This window comes from Vibrio sp. 1069 (assembly GCF_033340555.1).
In genome coordinates this window covers 25,530-41,867 of the sequence record NZ_JAWOWP010000010.1, presented here as the reverse complement: position 1 = coordinate 41,867, position 16,338 = coordinate 25,530, and the positions used below count along the sequence as shown (strand labels likewise).

Below are 16,338 nucleotides of genomic sequence, written 5' to 3'. Positions count from 1 at the left end.
AGGGCTAAAATGCTTTACGACTATATGGATATGCTCGAGTCTATTGGACTCGATCTTCTTTTTGCTGCTATCTTTTTTTTCATCGGGATGGCGATAAAAGATGTACTAAAGCAAGGCAATGTACCTGTTTTTGGTCGTCGTATTGTGTGGTTAGTCCTTTTCCTAGGCTGTGCTGGCTTTATTGCAAAAGGTGTAATTCAGCTAACTTGGGAAGGCTCAGGGTTAGGTTAAACCCTTAGTAGCATCGCCAATAACAAACAATGTAAAGGTATAGACTCTATGGCAAGTGTAGGTATCTTCTTCGGTAGCGACACAGGTAATACTGAAGCCGTTGCAAAGATGATTCAAAAGCAACTAGGTAAACATCTAGTTCACGTTCAAGACATCGCGAAAAGCAGCAAAGAAGACATTGATAACTTCGATCTTCTTCTTCTAGGTATCCCAACTTGGTACTACGGCGAAGCACAATGTGATTGGGATGACTTCTTCCCTGAGCTTGAGCAAATCGACTTCTCTACTAAGCTAGTGGCTATCTTTGGCTGTGGCGACCAAGAAGACTACGCAGAATACTTCTGTGACGCGATGGGCACAGTCCGTGATATCGTTGAATCTAAAGGCGGCACAATTCTTGGCCATACCTCGACAGAAGGCTACGAATTTGAAGCGTCTAAAGCACTTGTTGAAGGTGACGAAAGCCAATTCGTAGGTCTATGTATTGATGAAGACCGCCAACCAGAATTGACTGACGAGCGTGTTGAAAGCTGGGTTAAACAGATCTATGAAGAGATGTGTTTAGCTGAGCTAGAAGGCTAATCAAATTGAATGATACAAAGACCTCCACTTGGAGGTCTTTTTGTATGTATTGTCACACAGCATCGGTAAGTACTTCCTCTTCGCGATACTGAGGTTTCTTTCTTACATAAAGCTTGCGTTGAACCTCTGAAACCACATTCCCCTGTTTATCTTTTACATGAGTAATAAACTCAGGAAAACACTTTTCTCCATTCCGTGTCATTTGATAAATGTTTTCCAGCATCCCTTCAGTGACCTCAAATTCTGCAAACAAATCACTTTGCCCCGGCTTAATAAAGTTAATGCTTGCCTCTTTATCCCACACATAATATTCCTCTCGTAGAATCCCCATCAGCATCAACGAGTAAATAGGATCAGTTAAAGAGAAAATACTGCCGCCATATTGGGTGCGATTGGCATTTTTATTCCACCAGCGAAGCTTTAAACGTACCTTTACAGTACGGAAGTCTTGAGAAATATGTAAGATTTTAATACCCGCCCCCCAAAAAGGAGGCCAAATATTGAGTGCGAACTTTACAATTCCTGGTTTGTATATCTTCGCTAGTCGCCTATTCATCGCTATCCCTGCCCTCTCCAAGCTTAATGTTACACAATTGTAACTGGTCAGAGCTGTAATATAATGGACCTGTTTCTAATTTACAAAAAGATTCTATTAACCCTTTGAAGTTCGTGGTTTAATGTTCCGAACGCTTATCCTATAATGGTAGGAAGATTGAATTCTGTTAAATCGCTGCAGATGATCCAACGGGAAAGTATATGTCAGATAATAATCAGGCGCTGAAGGATGCGGGTTTAAAAGTAACCCTTCCGAGGCTAAAAATTCTAGAAGTACTTCAGCAGCCAGACTGCCAGCACATCAGTGCTGAAGATTTGTACAAAAAGTTGATTGATCTAGGTGAAGAAATTGGCCTAGCAACTGTTTACCGAGTTCTAAACCAGTTCGACGATGCTGGTATTGTAACTCGTCACCACTTTGAAGGTGGAAAGTCAGTCTTCGAATTATCGACTCAACATCACCACGACCACCTAGTGTGCCTAGATTGTGGTGAGGTAATTGAATTTTCTGACGATCTTATCGAAGAACGTCAAAAAGAGATTGCAGCTAAGTACAATGTCACACTAACAAACCACAGCTTATACTTGTACGGCAAGTGTAGCGATGGTGGTTGTAAAGACAATCCAGATGCACACAAACCGAAAAAATAAGGGTTTGTTAATTTAAAAAGTAAACGTCAGCACATGCTGGCGTTTTTTGTTTCTAGAAGTCAGTACCTTAGACGTCAGTACTTTGGTTACAGAACAAAGGCTACTAAACACCCATCTTTTTTATCCACAGTTTTGCACATCTATATAGCACTCTGTGGGATTAGGTATAAAAAATGCCAGCATTTGCTGGCATTTTCATCACTCTCAGCATTAATCGAGATTATTGATTCTCAATTTTTGCCCAGGTATCACGTAGACCAACCGTGCGGTTGAATACTAGATTATCTGCTGAAGAGTCTTTCGAGTCTGCACAGAAGTAACCCATACGTTCAAACTGGTAACCTTTTTCTGCTTCTGCAGAAGCTAGGCTAGGCTCGACAAAGCCATTGATCACTACTAATGATTCAGGGTTAATAGTAGAAGCAAAATCTTCCGCTGCGCCTGGGTTTGGCACCGTAAATAAACGATCGTACAGACGAATTTCCGCAGGAAGAGCTTTATCTGCTGACACCCAATGAATAACGCCTTTCACTTTACGACCATCTGCTGGGTTTTTACCTAGCGTATCTGCATCGTAAGAACAGAAAATCGTTGTGATGTTGCCTTCGGCATCTTTTTCAACGCGCTCAGCTTTGATCACGTAAGCACCACGTAAACGAACTTCTTTACCTAGCACTAAACGCTTGTACTTTTTGTTCGCTTCTTCACGGAAGTCTTCACGCTCAATCCACAGTTCACGCGTGAATGGCACTTCACGCACGCCCATTTCAGGTTTATTTGGGTGGTTGGCAACTGTCAAGTTTTCTACTGCGCCTGCTTCAAAGTTTTCGATAACAACTTTAACAGGATCCAGTACAGCCATTGCACGCGGAGCGTTCTCGTTTAGGTCATCACGAATACAAGATTCTAATGAACTAAACTCGATCATATTTTCTTGCTTCGTTACACCAATACGCTTACAAAACTCACGAATAGATGCAGGTGTGAAGCCACGACGACGCAGACCTGAGACAGTCGGCATACGTGGATCATCCCAACCATTAACCAGTTTTTCAGTAACTAGCTGGTTAAGCTTACGCTTAGACATCACTGTGTATTCAAGGTTTAAACGACTGAACTCGTATTGATGTGGACGGCTTTCGATCGTGATGTTGTCTAGAACCCAATCGTACAGACGACGGTTATCCATGAATTCAAGCGTACAAATAGAGTGCGTAATGCCTTCTAATGCATCAGAAATACAGTGCGTAAAGTCGTACATTGGGTAAATGCACCACTTATCACCAGTTTGGTGGTGCGTAGCAAAACGCACACGGTATAAAACTGGATCGCGCATGACCATGAATGAAGAACCCATGTCGATTTTAGCACGAAGACACGCTTTACCTTCTTCAAATTCACCAGCGCGCATTTTTTCAAACAACGCCAAGTTCTCTTCAACAGGACGGTCACGGTATGGACTTGGTTTACCTGGCGCCTTTAGTGTGCCGCGGTATTCACGAATTTGCTCTGGACTTAGCTCATCTACATACGCTAAGCCTTTGTTAATCAATTCAATTGCATATTCGTAAAGCTTATCGAAGTAGTTTGATGAGTAACATACTTCACCACTCCACTCAAAGCCCAACCAGTTTACATCTTTCTTGATAGACTCAACGTATTCGATGTCTTCTTTTTCAGGGTTTGTATCGTCGAAACGCAGATTACATTGACCCTGGTAGTCCTGAGCAATACCGAAGTTCAAACAGATAGACTTAGCATGACCGATATGCAGGTAGCCATTTGGCTCCGGCGGGAATCGAGTATGCACGCTAGTGTGTTTACCATCCGCTAGATCTTTATCAATGATCTGGCGAATAAAGTTTGATGGACGAGCATCAGCTTCACTCATCTATAGCACCTCAAAAATATTAGTATTGTCAGAGAAAACGGAACCCTGTTTCCAAGTATGGTTTCACAGAGTACATTGTTCCTAATGATCCACAATTCTAAGCAATTAGACAACAAGAACTCGCTCTAAAACGACAATATTTATCGAGTTAGCGTGAAAGCAAAGCAGATTCAAAGGGCCTAAACGAAAAAAGGCCTCCTGCGGAGGCCTTTTGCGATGTTGTAGTATCAATTGTTTGCAATACCAATAACAAACAATCACACCACTATTAAACAGTTAAGCTGGTAGCTGAACACCACTTAAATCTTCATCTTTAGATACATTCTTCATCTCACCAGCAACAATCTCTGCTAGAGGACCAAGGATAACTTGTAGGTTGTTTGTACCTAGCTTCACAACTCCCATAGCTCCAAGATCTTTCAGAGTTTTCTCATTGATAACGCTCATATCTTTCACAGAAAGGCGCAAACGAGTAATACAGGCATCGATAGAACTTAGGTTGTCATGACCGCCAAGTGCTTTCAAGTACTGACGAGCGAGCTCAGAAGAGTTGCTTGAGCCAGCCACGTTAGATGAAGATTCTTCATCATCTTCACGTCCCGGTGTTTTAAGGCCAAACTTAACAATCACGGTACGGAACACGAAGTAGTAAACCGCAAAGAAACCAAGGCCTTGTACAATGAGCATGTACCAGTTTACCGCTAGCGGGTTACGAGTTGACAATACTAAGTCGACTAGACCAGCAGAGAAACCGAAACCTGCAATCCACTGCATTGATGCCGCGATATAAACTGATAGACCAGTCAGCGCTGCGTGAAGAACGTACAGTCCTGGAGCAAGGAACATGAATGCAAATTCAAGTGGTTCTGTTACACCTGTAAAGAATGAAGCAAACGCAGCTGCAATCATGATAGATGCCACTTTCTCTTTATTCTTTGATTTCGCAGTATGGTACATCGCTAGAGCAGCACCTGGTAAACCAAACATCATGATTGGGAAGAAGCCCGCTTGGTACATCCCCGTAACACCTACCGTTGCCGTGCCTTCAGCTAATGATTTCGCACCGCCAAGGAAGTTTGGAATGTCATTAATACCAGCAACATCAAACCAGAACACTGAGTTTAGTGCATGGTGCAGACCAACAGGAATTAGAAGTCGGTTGAAGAATGCGTAAACACCTGCACCTGCTTCACCCATACCTTGAATGCTTTCACCAAAACTGACCAGACCGCCGTAAACTGATGGCCAAACGTACATCAGGATGAACGCAATAACGATACCAGCAAAAGACGTTAGGATCGGTACAAGACGCTTGCCAGAGAAAAACGCCAGTGCTTTGTGCAGCTCTACGTGAGAAAAACGGTTGTACAACTCAGCAGAAACAATACCAACCAAGATACCGACGAACTGGTTATTGATTTTACCAAATGCAGCAGGTACTTCACTTGGGTCAATGCCTTGAATCTGTGATACTGCACCAGGGGCCAAAAGCGTTGTGACAACTAAGAAGCCCACGAAACCTGAAAGTGCAGCGGCGCCATCTTTGTCTTTAGACATTCCGTAAGCAACACCAACAGCGAACAATACTGACATATTGTCAATGATCGCTGCACCAGCTTTAATAAGAAATGCAGCAAGTGCACTGTTTGCGCCCCAGCCATTTGGGTCGATCCAGTAGCCAATACCCATGAGTATTGCTGCTGCAGGAAGTGTGGCAACCGGCACCATAAGCGCCTTACCCACCTTCTGGAAGTATCCGAGAATGTTCACCTTAAGTTCCCCCTATAGGATTAGATGTTATGTTGAATGACTTATTTCAGCCGTCCAATTTAGTCATCCTAAGTTTATGATATTAATTTTGCTCCGCAAATTAAAAGCTCACCGTTTGTGATCATAATCACCACAATTTGCCCTTTCGGAAGGTTTTTGCTAGCGAGATCATAAAACTTATTTTATTATACGAAAAAATGGCGTTTTAAAGATAATATTCTCGCACTTTATGCAAGGCAGAATCAGTGTTATTTTGGTATCTAGGCGGGTAAATCACTGTAACTTTGCTCTGAAAAAGAATCATAAAAAACCATACAATTATTACTTTTCAGTTAGTTACTATGACAATAACATCGATAAAACGCGACTTGCTGTATGTGACTCGTTATCTAATTCAGTGATACAAACTAAGTACCCATATGACTGAAGCAGTCTCTACTTAGATAACGATATAGAAATTGAATTCTCATCTATAAGGACTAGCTGACTATGTACGCGCTAAGTAACTGTAAAATTTATACCGGTAGTGATGTTCTTACCGATCATGCGGTCATCATCGAAAACGATCTTATTCAATCTATTGTGCCGGTTTCTGAGCTACCTCAAAGCATCGAACTAAAAGACCTTGCAGGCGCTAATCTAAGTCCAGGCTTTATCGATCTGCAGTTGAACGGTTGTGGCGGTGTAATGCTAAACGATGCAATTACCCCTGAAACCATGCAAATCATGCACCAGGCAAACCTCAAATCTGGCTGTACTAGCTTCCTGCCAACACTCATTACGTCATCTGATGAAGATATGCGAACTGCAATTGCCGCAGCTCGTGAGTACCACAACAAGTATCAAAATCAATCGCTTGGTTTACACCTCGAAGGTCCTTACCTTAACGTCGCGAAAAAAGGCATCCATAACGTCGATTTTATTCGCCCATCAGACGAAAGCATGATCGACCTTATCTGCGCAAACGCCGATATCGTAGCGAAAGTAACGCTAGCACCTGAGCATAACGACCCAGAGCATATTGCGCGATTAAAGGCTGCTGGCATCGTGGTTTCAATTGGCCACACAAATGCAACCTACGCCGAAGCACGTAAAAGCTTTGAAGCAGGCATTACTTTTGCCACACACCTCTTTAATGCAATGACACCAATGGTTGGTCGTGAACCAGGAGTTGTTGGTGCAATTTACGATACTCCTGACGTATACGCTGGCATTATTGCTGATGGTTTTCACGTCGACTACGCAAACATCCGAATTGCTCATAAAATCAAAGGTGAAAAGCTTGTTTTGGTGACGGATGCCACAGCTCCAGCAGGTGCTAACATTGATCACTTTATTTTTGTCGGTAAGAAAGTATATTACCGAGATGGTAAGTGTGTTGATGAAAATGGCACGCTAGGCGGCTCAGCTTTGACAATGATTGAAGCAGTTCAGAATTCAGTTGAGCACGCGGGGATCGCTTTAGACGAAGCTCTACGAATGGCCACGTTATACCCAGCAACAGCAATTGGTGTTGAGGATCGCCTTGGCCGAGTTCGAAAAGGGATGGTTGCAAACCTGACTATTTTCGATCGTGACTTTAAAGTAAAAGCGACGGTTGTTAACGGACAATACGAGCAAAATTAAGCATGAATGGCGGACAGATTGGTAATGTAGATTTAGTAAAACAGCTTAACAGCGCTGCGGTATATAGGCTGATTGATCAGCAAGGTCCTATCTCCCGTATTCAAGTCGCGGACGTGAGTCAACTCGCGCCTGCTAGTGTTACCAAAATAACCCGCCAACTTTTAGAGCGCGGCCTTATTAAGGAGGTCGCCCAACAAGCTTCAACTGGTGGTCGTCGTGCGATCTCTTTGACTACTGAAGTCAAACCTTTTCATTCGATTGCCGTTCGCTTAGGTCGAGATTACGTACAGTTCAGTTTATACGATTTAGGTGGTACCGCGCTGGCAGAAGATCAGCATGAACTGTACTACACTAACCAAGCAGACTTAATCGCAGGACTCATCGATTTATTAAAAGATTTCGTAAGCCGTTGCGAAGACAAAATTGATCAACTCATCGCTATCGGCATCACTTTACCGGGCCTTGTTAACCCAACAACTGGCGTGGTCGAATACATGCCTAATACCGATATCGATAATCTTGCTCTCGGTGAAATTGTTGGAGAGAAGTTTAATACAGCATGCTTTGTTGGCAACGACGTACGTGGCATGGCGTTGGCTGAGCACTACTTTGGAGCAAGCCAAGACTGCCAGGATTCTATTTTGGTTAGCGTCCACCGCGGTACTGGCGCAGGTATTATCGTTAACGGCCAGGTTTTTCTTGGTTTTAACCGCAACGTCGGTGAAATTGGTCATATCCAAATTGACCCGCTTGGTGAGCAATGCCAATGTGGAAACTTTGGCTGTTTAGAAACCGTAGCTGCAAACCCAGCGATTATTCAACGAGTGAAGCAACTGATTACTCAAGGATACGAATCAAGCTTAACCGACCTTGAAAACATCACAATTGAAGCGGTATGTCAGCACGCAATGAATGGTGATGAACTTGCGAAACAGAGTTTAGTGCGAGTGGGCAACCAGCTAGGTAAAGCGATTGCGATTACGGTTAACTTATTTAATCCACAGAAAATTGTAATTGCTGGCGATATTACTGCAGCACAAGATATTCTTTTCCCTGCAATTCAACGCAACGTAGAGAATCAATCTCTTAAAACTTTCCATAACGACCTCCCTATCGTGGCTTCTCACATTGATAAGCAGCCAACGATGGGCGCATTTGCGATGATTAAACGCGCTATGCTGAACGGAGTTTTGTTACAAAAGTTACTGGAAGACTAAGTTTATACAACCAATTGAGTTACAATCTCGGGCTGTGTTTTCACAGCCCGTTTTTGTATATCAGGAATACAGCTTAACAGTATGGAAATTATTCTAATTACAGCCGCTTTTTTAGCTGGTTTTATTGCGCTTAAATGCAGCCTCCCTCCCCTCGTTGGTTTTCTACTAGCTGGATTTGGCTTGCATGCATTTGGTTACCAAAGCAATGACGTTATCGTCACTCTCGCAGATCTTGGTGTTACTCTTCTTCTGTTTACTATTGGACTCAAACTCGATGTAAAAACCCTGCTGTCCAAAGAAATATGGGGAGGGGCAACCGCCCACAACATACTCTCTACCGCTTTTTTTGCCCTAGCGTTATCCGGCTTAAAACTACTGGGCTTGACTTCGCTAGCCAGTATGGACGGCAGCCAAATCCTGCTTTTAGCTTTTGCACTATCGTTCTCTAGTACCGTTTTTGCCGTAAAAGCATTGCAAGAAAAAGGCGAAATGAACGCGACCTACGGCACACTCGCGATCGGTATTTTGGTTATGCAAGATATTTTTGCCGTAGTATTCCTGACTGCTTCAACCGGAAAAGTCCCAGAATGGTATGCCATCGGTTTGTTCGCACTGCCTTTCCTTCGTCCCCTATTCTATAAGCTGCTCGATAAAGTTGGCCACGGCGAAATGCTGGTGCTATTCGGTATTTTCTTCGCGCTTGTTGTCGGTGCTGGGCTATTCGAGTTGGTCGGGATGAAACCAGACTTGGGCGCGCTAATTTTAGGCATGCTACTCGCAGGTCACCCAAAAGCCTCAGAACTATCCAAGTCATTATTCAATATGAAGGAGCTCTTTTTAGTCTGCTTCTTTTTAAACATTGGTTTATCCGCCTCATTGAGCGTGAATGGCGTCGTTCTCGCCCTGCTATTTATCTTACTGCTACCAATCAAAGGACTCTTGTACTTCGTCACTATTAATCATTTTAAGTTTCGAGTACGTACCTCTTTGCTCGCCTCTTTATCACTATTTAACTACAGTGAGTTTGGTCTTATTGTTGCTGGATTGGCCTATAAAATGGGCTGGATGCCAAGTGATATGCTTGCTGCGATTGCGGTTGCGGTGTCGGTATCCTTTGTAATTTCCGCGCCACTTAACCGCCTTAGCCATAAAATTTATCAACATTCAGGTAAGTGGCTGCAAGAGACAGCGGTAGAAAAGCTCAATCAACGCGACCAACTCATCAACCCAGGTCATGCCCAAGTATTGATCTTAGGTATGGGGCGTATTGGAACGGGCGCTTATGATGAGCTACGCTCACGCTATGGCAAAATTTCATTGGGTATAGAAATTCGTGAAGACGCTGCACATCATCATCGTTCAGAAGGAAGAAATGTGATTTCTGGTGATGCCACCGACCCGGATTTCTGGGAGCGAATTTTAGATACAGGTCATGTAAAACTGGTTCTGCTTGCAATGCCACATCATCAAGGTAACCAAACAGCACTTGAGCAGCTTAAACGCAGAAAATATAAGGGGCAAATTGCCGCTATCGCCGAATACCCAGATCAATTGGAAGGCTTACTTGAAAATGGCGTTGACGCAGCATTCAATATATATAGTGAAGCTGGTAGCGGTTTTGCTCGACACGTCTGTAAACAACTTCAGCCTAAATTCACACCAATTAAATAAGCAACAGCACTGATATTTTTTGAAAGGCTTTCTATTGATAGAAAGCCTTTTTTGTATAGTTTTTATACCAAACCTTGATCTCATTCACCAAAACAACGATTGAGTTAAATATTTTCCATACAACAAGGCCTTTTATCATTTTTTTAATCACAAAACGTTGCTTTTTTTATTAGTAATGGCAAATTTAAACCATACCGATTAGAAATTGTTTAGTTTAGTAAGGATGTAGTATGTGTTCAGTATTTGGCATTTTAGACATTAAAAGCGATGCAGCCGCATTGCGCCCTATCGCATTAGAGATGTCGAAAAAACTTCGTCACCGTGGCCCAGACTGGTCTGGGATTTACTCTTCAGAGCGTGCTATTTTAGCGCACGAGCGCTTGGCGATTGTTGGTCTAAATAGTGGTGCACAGCCGCTATACAGCCCTGATAAGAAGCTCATCCTTGCCGTCAATGGTGAAATCTACAACCATAAAGAAATTCGTGCTCGTTACGAAGGAAAGTACGAATTTCAAACCGATTCAGACTGTGAAGTCATTCTTGCACTTTACCAAGATATGGGTGCAGATCTCCTTGAAGAACTAAACGGTATTTTCGCTTTTGTGCTCTACGACGAAGAAAAAGATGAGTATTTAGTCGGCCGTGACCATATTGGTATTATCCCTCTTTATCAAGGTCACGATGAGCATGGTAACTACTATGTGGCATCAGAGATGAAGGCTCTTGTTCCAGTATGTAAAACAGTAAGTGAATTCCCTCCTGGTAGCTATTACAGCTCTAAAGATACTGAGCCAACACGTTACTATGTTCGTGACTGGAACGAGTACGCAGCAGTACAAGGTAACAGCACTAGCAAAGAAGAATTGACTGAAGCGCTAGAAGCGGCTGTTAAACGCCAACTAATGACTGACGTGCCTTACGGTGTACTTCTTTCGGGCGGTCTAGATTCTTCTATTACATCTGCGGTAGCAAAACGCTTTGCAGCGATGCGTATTGAAGATGATGAAAAGTCTGAAGCTTGGTGGCCTCAACTGCACTCTTTTGCTGTTGGCCTAGAAGGCGCGCCTGACCTGAAAGCCGCTCGCGAAGTTGCCGACCAAATTGGTACCGTTCACCACGAAATGACGTACACGATTCAAGAAGGTTTGGACGCGATTCGTGACGTGATTTACCACATTGAAACGTATGACGTGACGACTATCCGCGCATCAACACCTATGTTCTTAATGGGTCGTAAGATCAAAGCGATGGGTATCAAGATGGTATTGTCTGGTGAGGGCGCTGACGAAATCTTTGGTGGCTACCTTTACTTCCACAAAGCGCCAAACGCGAAAGAGTTCCACGAGGAGACTGTGCGTAAACTGCTTGCTCTGAACATGTTCGACTGTGCTCGTGCTAACAAGTCGCTGGCAGCATGGGGAGTTGAAGGACGCGTACCTTTCCTAGATAAAGAGTTCATTGATGTAGCAATGCGCTTGAACCCAGCAGACAAGATGTGTGGCAACGGTAAAATGGAGAAACACATCCTTCGTGAGTGCTTCGAGCACTACCTGCCAGAATCGATCGCATGGCGTCAAAAAGAGCAGTTCTCTGATGGCGTTGGCTACAGCTGGATCGATACGCTGAAAGAAGTAGCAGAACAGAAAGTGACAGACCAGCAGATGGAAACAGCTCAATATCGATTCCCATACAACACGCCAACGACAAAAGAAGGCTACGTGTACCGTGAAATCTTTGAAGAGTTATTCCCACTTCCATCAGCAGCAGAGTGTGTACCAGGAGGCCCTTCAGTAGCGTGTTCTTCAGCGAAGGCGATTGAATGGGATGAATCGTTCCAAAACTGTGTTGACCCATCAGGTCGTGCAGTACAGACCGTTCACAACGACTCATACTAATTCTCTACGATAAAGATAAGGGTTGGTTCGTCCAACCCTTTTAAAACAGACAAAAAATTAGATACGATCAAAAAGAGGTGCTTTTGCACCTCTTTTTATGTTTGATGGAATTAGGCTATTTTAAATCTAAATCACTATTGTCTATGCTGACAGGCACACGCTTGGTGATCATCTGAACTAGCATAATTGAGCGTTTCTCACCATCTTGTTCTTGGAAGATGGCATCTATGCCCGCAAATTGACCGCTTTTAACTCTAATTTGATCGCCTGGTTTTGGCATACATTCAGAAACGGTATTGTCATTACAACACTTTTCTAGCTGCATCAATTCGAAGACCAAGTCACCTTGAACTTCTTTCGGTTGAGCACCAAAACGCACAAAGTCAACAACACCTCGAGTAGAGCGGACTGAGGTGAAGTTTGGCCCTTGCTCATAATCAAAGTAAGCGAATACGTAACAAGGAAACAGCGGTTCCTCGACTTTTTGTCTTTTACCGCGCAAAATCTTCTCAACTTCTACAGTTGGATAAAAGCACTCTACACCTTGATTTTCAAGGTGTTGTTTCGCCCTAACCTGCTCCCCACGTTTACAATAAAGTAGATACCAACGTTTCATCTTTTTACTAGCCAATTCTATTTTGTTTTTATCCTAGCATTAAGCCAAAGTTGAGTCATTGATATTCAGTTTATCTATAAAAGTATGATTATACATCGCTCGCATTAACGACATTTTTCAGCAACTTACGATAAAGAAGTCCATAGGCAAAAATGGAAATTAAGTTTGTAACACAACCAATACACCATCATATAATCTGCAAATCCAATCAAAAACAGCCACTTAACAAACAAAAATAGTTGAATGGCAAAATTTTATTATTTGTCACTCGTTGAATTGCATTGTATACGTAGAAGTCGTTAAAAAATGTAATAACTATTATTAGAAGAGCTTATGTCAAACCAACATCAATATTTTGGTCATCCACGTGGCCTGTTCTTATTGTTCGGTACTGAACTGTGGGAACGCTTTTCTTACTACGCAATGCGTGCCATTCTCGTGCTTTACCTCACCGATACAACAATGAATGGCGGCCTTGGCTGGTCAACCAAAGACGCATTAGACCTATACGGCATATACACAGGGCTTGTGTATATCACGCCTCTTATCGGTGGTTACCTAGCAGATAACTATTTAGGTCAACGTCGCTCAATTTTGCTTGGTGGCGCGTTAATGGCCATCGGCCAGTTTACTCTTGCACTTCCTGCTGATGCTTTAGGTATTGGTTCGCTACACAGTTTCTATTTAGGTCTTGGCCTACTTATCACTGGTAACGGTCTCTTTAAGCCAAATATCTCAACCATGGTTGGCGACCTTTATCAAGAAGGTGACAACCGTCGTGACGGCGCATTCACTATCTTTTATATGGGTATCAACTTAGGTGCATTACTTGCCGGCGTCGTTTCTGGCTCTGTGACAACCTCTTACGGTTGGAAAGCAGGCTTTGTTGCCGCTGGTGTGGGTATGCTGGTTAGCCTAGTGATGCAAATGGTACTGGCTCAATCATGGCTTGGTGATATTGGTCGTGAACCAGCGGCGAAACGAGATCTAAACAACAAAAACGCCACCACGAAGCAGCCACTCACCAAAGAAGAAGTGAATCGACTAAAAGTAATTCTGGTCATGAGCTTATTCACTATTGTCTTCTGGGCAGGCTTTGAACAAGCTGGTGGTCTGATGAACATCTACACTCAACAATATACTGATCGCATGATTGGTGGTTTCGAAGTTCCTGCTGCGTGGTTCCAATCACTAAACCCATTTTTCATTATTACTCTAGCGCCAGTTCTGGCTGTCCTTTGGGTAAAATTGGGTAAACGTGAACCTACTTCGCCAGTGAAATTTGCGATGGCACTATTTTTCTTGGCGATTGGTTTCCTTTGTATGGTTGGCGCAGTGCTAGAACAAGGTGGAGATACAACAGTAAAAACATCGATGTTATGGTTGGTCGGCGCTTTCTTCTTCCACACATTAGGCGAGCTGTGTTTATCACCAATTGGTCTTTCATTGGTAACTAAATTAGCACCGCTTCGCTTAGCTTCACTTATGATGGGTGCATGGTTTGGCTGTAATGCGATTGCTAACTATGTTGCGGGCTATGTGGGCTCTCACGTAGGCGAGTTAGGCGCTATGGCTATCTTTAGTGGTATTGCGGTCAGCGCAACCGTAAGTGGCGTAATTTTGCTCCTATTCTCTAATACACTCGTTCGCTGGATGCATGGCGCTGAAAATACGCACAGCACGGCAGAGCAAGTAGAAGAGCAGCAAGTACAAGTTGCTTGATCGCTCAACTAAACGTAGAAAGGGTCGCTATTGCGACCCTTTTTTGTATCTAAAGTTTAGATTGAACTAACTCAACCATCATCTCGATATGAAGTTCACTATCGTTCAAACAAGGGATGTAGGTAAAGTTTTCGCCACCAGCTTCAAGGAAAATCTCTTTACACTCTTCCGAGATCTCTTCCAACGTCTCTAAACAATCTGACGAAAATGCAGGGGTCACAACATTAATATTTTTCACACCCTTTGCAGGAAGTGCTTCTAGGGTCTTATCGGTATAAGGTTGAAGCCACTCTTCTCTCCCAAATCGGGACTGATACGTCATGCCAATTTGTTGTTCGCTTAAACCTAACGCTTCCCCAAGCAAGCGAGTCGTCTCTTCACAATGCTGTGGGTAAACATCACCATTGTCAGCATAGCGTTTTGGAATACCATGATAAGAACACAGCAGGTAATCTCCCTGGCCATTCTTTTGCCAATGTTCACGAACTGAATGCGCTAACGCTTCAATATATTTCGGGTGATTGTAATAATCACGAATAAAGCTAAAGCCCGGCATCACAGGCAGCTTTTTAAATGCTTTAGTGATTCCGTCAGAAACCGCTGCCGTTGTTGTGCCCGAGTATTGCGGATACAAAGGTAAAACAATGACTTCATCAACGCCTTGCGCCAATAGGGCTTCAAAGCCTGATTGTAAACTTGGGTTACCATACGTCATACCAAGCTCTACAGGTATATCAAGCTTTTGTGCTAACTTTTCAGTTTGGCGTTTAGAGTACACCATCAACGGCGAGCCCTCTTCCATCCATACTGATTGATAGAGTTTGGCAACTTTAGGAGCTCGGATAGGAAGGATAACGCCGTGCAATAGTGGACACCAAAGCCATCGAGTCATGTCTACCACTCGGTGATCATGAAGAAACTGACTTAAAAAGCGCTTTACGGCAGGAGCGGTTGGTGCGTCAGGAGTTCCCAGGTTAACTAGGAGTACACCCTGTTTATTATTCTCTTTCATAACATCCTATTCATGGTAAACGGCTTGGTTCATATATTTAAGTAACCTCGAAGTAACGAATAGCCGAGCTGAAGTTAATTAGATATATGTTTACGAGTAAACTAAAAAAAGCGACCACTTGGGCCGCTTTCAATATATCAAAATATTAAATTTTTGACTTCAGCAAATTAAGATAGTGCTTTCTCGATATCCGCACTAACTTCAGCTACTTGCTTAGTACCATCAAACTTAAGGTACTTAGTCTTGCCTGCTTCAGCTTCTTTGCCGTAGTAGTTGATTAGCGGCGCAGTTTGCTCGTGGTAAACACCTAGACGAGCACGTACTGTTTCTTCTTTGTCGTCATCACGAACAACAAGATCTTCACCAGTTACATCATCTTTACCTTCCACTTTAGGCGGGTTGTAAACCACGTGGTAAGTACGACCAGAAGGAAGGTGAGCACGACGACCAGCCATACGCTCAACAATTACATCGTCTGCAACGTCAAATTCGATAACGTAGTCTACGTCTACGCCCATTTCTTTTAGGCCGTCAGCTTGAGGGATAGTACGTGGGAAACCATCTAGTAGGAAACCGTTTGCACAGTCTTCTTGAGCGATGCGCTCTTTGATAAGACCAAGGATGATTTCATCAGAAACTAGCTGACCAGCGTCAATAACAGCTTTAGCTTGTTTACCAAGCTCTGTACCTGCTTTGATAGCAGCACGAAGCATATCACCAGTAGAGATTTGTGGAATACCGTATTTTTCCATGATGAAGTTTGCTTGTGTGCCTTTACCTGCACCTGGAGCACCTAGAAGAATGATGCGCATGATTTATCCTCTTTAATATTTAAGATTTATACCGAAGCTCACAATAGCTGACCTCTTAGACATCAAACCTGAGAAGCACCTGCAACG

At 43.2% G+C, this 16,338-nt stretch carries 14 protein-coding genes; 8 read left to right on the top strand and 6 right to left on the bottom strand.

What is annotated here, in order from left to right; translation table 11 throughout:
• Positions 1–9 precede the first annotated feature (9 nt).
• Both R7040_RS15455 and fldA read left to right on the top strand, forming a co-directional pair.
• Positions 10–231 (top strand): DUF2788 domain-containing protein, encoded by a 222-nt coding sequence (locus R7040_RS15455; RefSeq protein ID WP_005393038.1) that lies wholly within the window; start codon positions 10–12, stop codon positions 229–231.
• 48 nt (positions 232–279) lie between these two features.
• On the top strand, positions 280–813 hold the full coding sequence (gene fldA, locus R7040_RS15450) for a flavodoxin FldA (RefSeq protein ID WP_005382146.1): 534 nt from the start codon (positions 280–282) through the stop codon (positions 811–813).
• Positions 814–865: 52 nt separating this feature from the next.
• On the opposite strand, the gene R7040_RS15445 is transcribed toward fldA, so the two are convergent.
• Complete coding sequence (locus R7040_RS15445) at positions 866–1,369, bottom strand: DUF4442 domain-containing protein (RefSeq protein WP_005382144.1); 504 nt, start codon at positions 1,367–1,369, stop codon at positions 866–868.
• Positions 1,370–1,569: 200 nt separating this feature from the next.
• Between R7040_RS15445 and fcrX the strand changes: the two genes are divergently transcribed.
• On the top strand, positions 1,570–2,019 hold the full coding sequence (gene fcrX / locus R7040_RS15440; protein WP_005382141.1) for a ferric iron uptake transcriptional regulator FcrX: 450 nt from the start codon (positions 1,570–1,572) through the stop codon (positions 2,017–2,019).
• Between the two features lie 220 nt (positions 2,020–2,239).
• Here the strand turns inward: fcrX and glnS are convergent, their stop codons facing one another.
• Both glnS and nagE read right to left on the bottom strand, forming a co-directional pair.
• Positions 2,240–3,910 (bottom strand): glutamine--tRNA ligase, encoded by a 1,671-nt coding sequence (gene glnS / locus R7040_RS15435; RefSeq protein WP_115385807.1) that lies wholly within the window; start codon positions 3,908–3,910, stop codon positions 2,240–2,242.
• 276 nt (positions 3,911–4,186) lie between these two features.
• A complete protein-coding gene (gene nagE / locus R7040_RS15430) occupies positions 4,187–5,680 on the bottom strand; it encodes an N-acetylglucosamine-specific PTS transporter subunit IIBC (RefSeq protein ID WP_104975952.1) in 1,494 nt (497 codons plus the stop codon).
• 489 nt (positions 5,681–6,169) lie between these two features.
• Here nagE and nagA point away from each other — a divergent pair, with 489 nt between their 5' ends.
• The 4 genes from nagA to asnB all read left to right on the top strand — a co-directional run bounded on the left by nagA (position 6,170) and on the right by asnB (position 12,089).
• On the top strand, positions 6,170–7,306 hold the full coding sequence (gene nagA / locus R7040_RS15425) for an N-acetylglucosamine-6-phosphate deacetylase (protein ID WP_054578023.1): 1,137 nt from the start codon (positions 6,170–6,172) through the stop codon (positions 7,304–7,306).
• Between the two features lie 2 nt (positions 7,307–7,308).
• Positions 7,309–8,523 (top strand): DNA-binding transcriptional regulator NagC, encoded by a 1,215-nt coding sequence (gene nagC / locus R7040_RS15420; protein WP_042523152.1) that lies wholly within the window; start codon positions 7,309–7,311, stop codon positions 8,521–8,523.
• Between the two features lie 81 nt (positions 8,524–8,604).
• On the top strand, positions 8,605–10,194 hold the full coding sequence (locus R7040_RS15415) for a cation:proton antiporter family protein (RefSeq protein WP_005384981.1): 1,590 nt from the start codon (positions 8,605–8,607) through the stop codon (positions 10,192–10,194).
• 230 nt (positions 10,195–10,424) lie between these two features.
• Positions 10,425–12,089, top strand: a complete 1,665-nt coding sequence (asnB, locus tag R7040_RS15410) for an asparagine synthase B (protein ID WP_005384979.1) — start codon at positions 10,425–10,427, stop codon at positions 12,087–12,089.
• 115 nt (positions 12,090–12,204) lie between these two features.
• Here the strand turns inward: asnB and rfaH are convergent, their stop codons facing one another.
• A complete protein-coding gene (gene rfaH / locus R7040_RS15405) occupies positions 12,205–12,705 on the bottom strand; it encodes a transcription/translation regulatory transformer protein RfaH (RefSeq protein WP_005382098.1) in 501 nt (166 codons plus the stop codon).
• Between the two features lie 333 nt (positions 12,706–13,038).
• Between rfaH and R7040_RS15400 the strand changes: the two genes are divergently transcribed.
• On the top strand, positions 13,039–14,427 hold the full coding sequence (locus tag R7040_RS15400; RefSeq protein ID WP_005382097.1) for a peptide MFS transporter: 1,389 nt from the start codon (positions 13,039–13,041) through the stop codon (positions 14,425–14,427).
• A 49-nt stretch (positions 14,428–14,476) separates the two neighbouring features.
• Here the strand turns inward: R7040_RS15400 and hemH are convergent, their stop codons facing one another.
• Together hemH and adk are read right to left on the bottom strand one after the other, a co-directional pair.
• Positions 14,477–15,439: a ferrochelatase gene (gene hemH / locus R7040_RS15395; RefSeq protein WP_318096903.1), complete on the bottom strand. Its 963-nt coding sequence runs from the start codon at positions 15,437–15,439 to the stop codon at positions 14,477–14,479.
• 167 nt (positions 15,440–15,606) lie between these two features.
• Positions 15,607–16,251, bottom strand: a complete 645-nt coding sequence (gene adk, locus R7040_RS15390) for an adenylate kinase (RefSeq protein WP_005382094.1) — start codon at positions 16,249–16,251, stop codon at positions 15,607–15,609.
• Between the last annotated feature and the right edge of the window lie 87 nt (positions 16,252–16,338).

Bases quoted from the DNA above. Each gene is read 5' to 3' on its own strand.
- R7040_RS15455 (WP_005393038.1), top strand. From the start codon at position 10: ATGCTTTACGACTATATGGATATGCTCGAGTCTATTGGACTCGATCTT.
- fldA (WP_005382146.1), top strand. From the start codon at position 280: ATGGCAAGTGTAGGTATCTTCTTCGGTAGCGACACAGGTAATACTGAA.
- R7040_RS15445 (WP_005382144.1), bottom strand. From the start codon at position 1,369: ATGAATAGGCGACTAGCGAAGATATACAAACCAGGAATTGTAAAGTTC.
- fcrX (WP_005382141.1), top strand. From the start codon at position 1,570: ATGTCAGATAATAATCAGGCGCTGAAGGATGCGGGTTTAAAAGTAACC.
- glnS (WP_115385807.1), bottom strand. From the start codon at position 3,910: ATGAGTGAAGCTGATGCTCGTCCATCAAACTTTATTCGCCAGATCATT.
- nagA (WP_054578023.1), top strand. From the start codon at position 6,170: ATGTACGCGCTAAGTAACTGTAAAATTTATACCGGTAGTGATGTTCTT.
- nagC (WP_042523152.1), top strand. From the start codon at position 7,309: ATGAATGGCGGACAGATTGGTAATGTAGATTTAGTAAAACAGCTTAAC.
- R7040_RS15415 (WP_005384981.1), top strand. From the start codon at position 8,605: ATGGAAATTATTCTAATTACAGCCGCTTTTTTAGCTGGTTTTATTGCG.
- asnB (WP_005384979.1), top strand. From the start codon at position 10,425: ATGTGTTCAGTATTTGGCATTTTAGACATTAAAAGCGATGCAGCCGCA.
- rfaH (WP_005382098.1), bottom strand. From the start codon at position 12,705: ATGAAACGTTGGTATCTACTTTATTGTAAACGTGGGGAGCAGGTTAGG.
- R7040_RS15400 (WP_005382097.1), top strand. From the start codon at position 13,039: ATGTCAAACCAACATCAATATTTTGGTCATCCACGTGGCCTGTTCTTA.
- hemH (WP_318096903.1), bottom strand. From the start codon at position 15,439: ATGAAAGAGAATAATAAACAGGGTGTACTCCTAGTTAACCTGGGAACT.
- adk (WP_005382094.1), bottom strand. From the start codon at position 16,251: ATGCGCATCATTCTTCTAGGTGCTCCAGGTGCAGGTAAAGGCACACAA.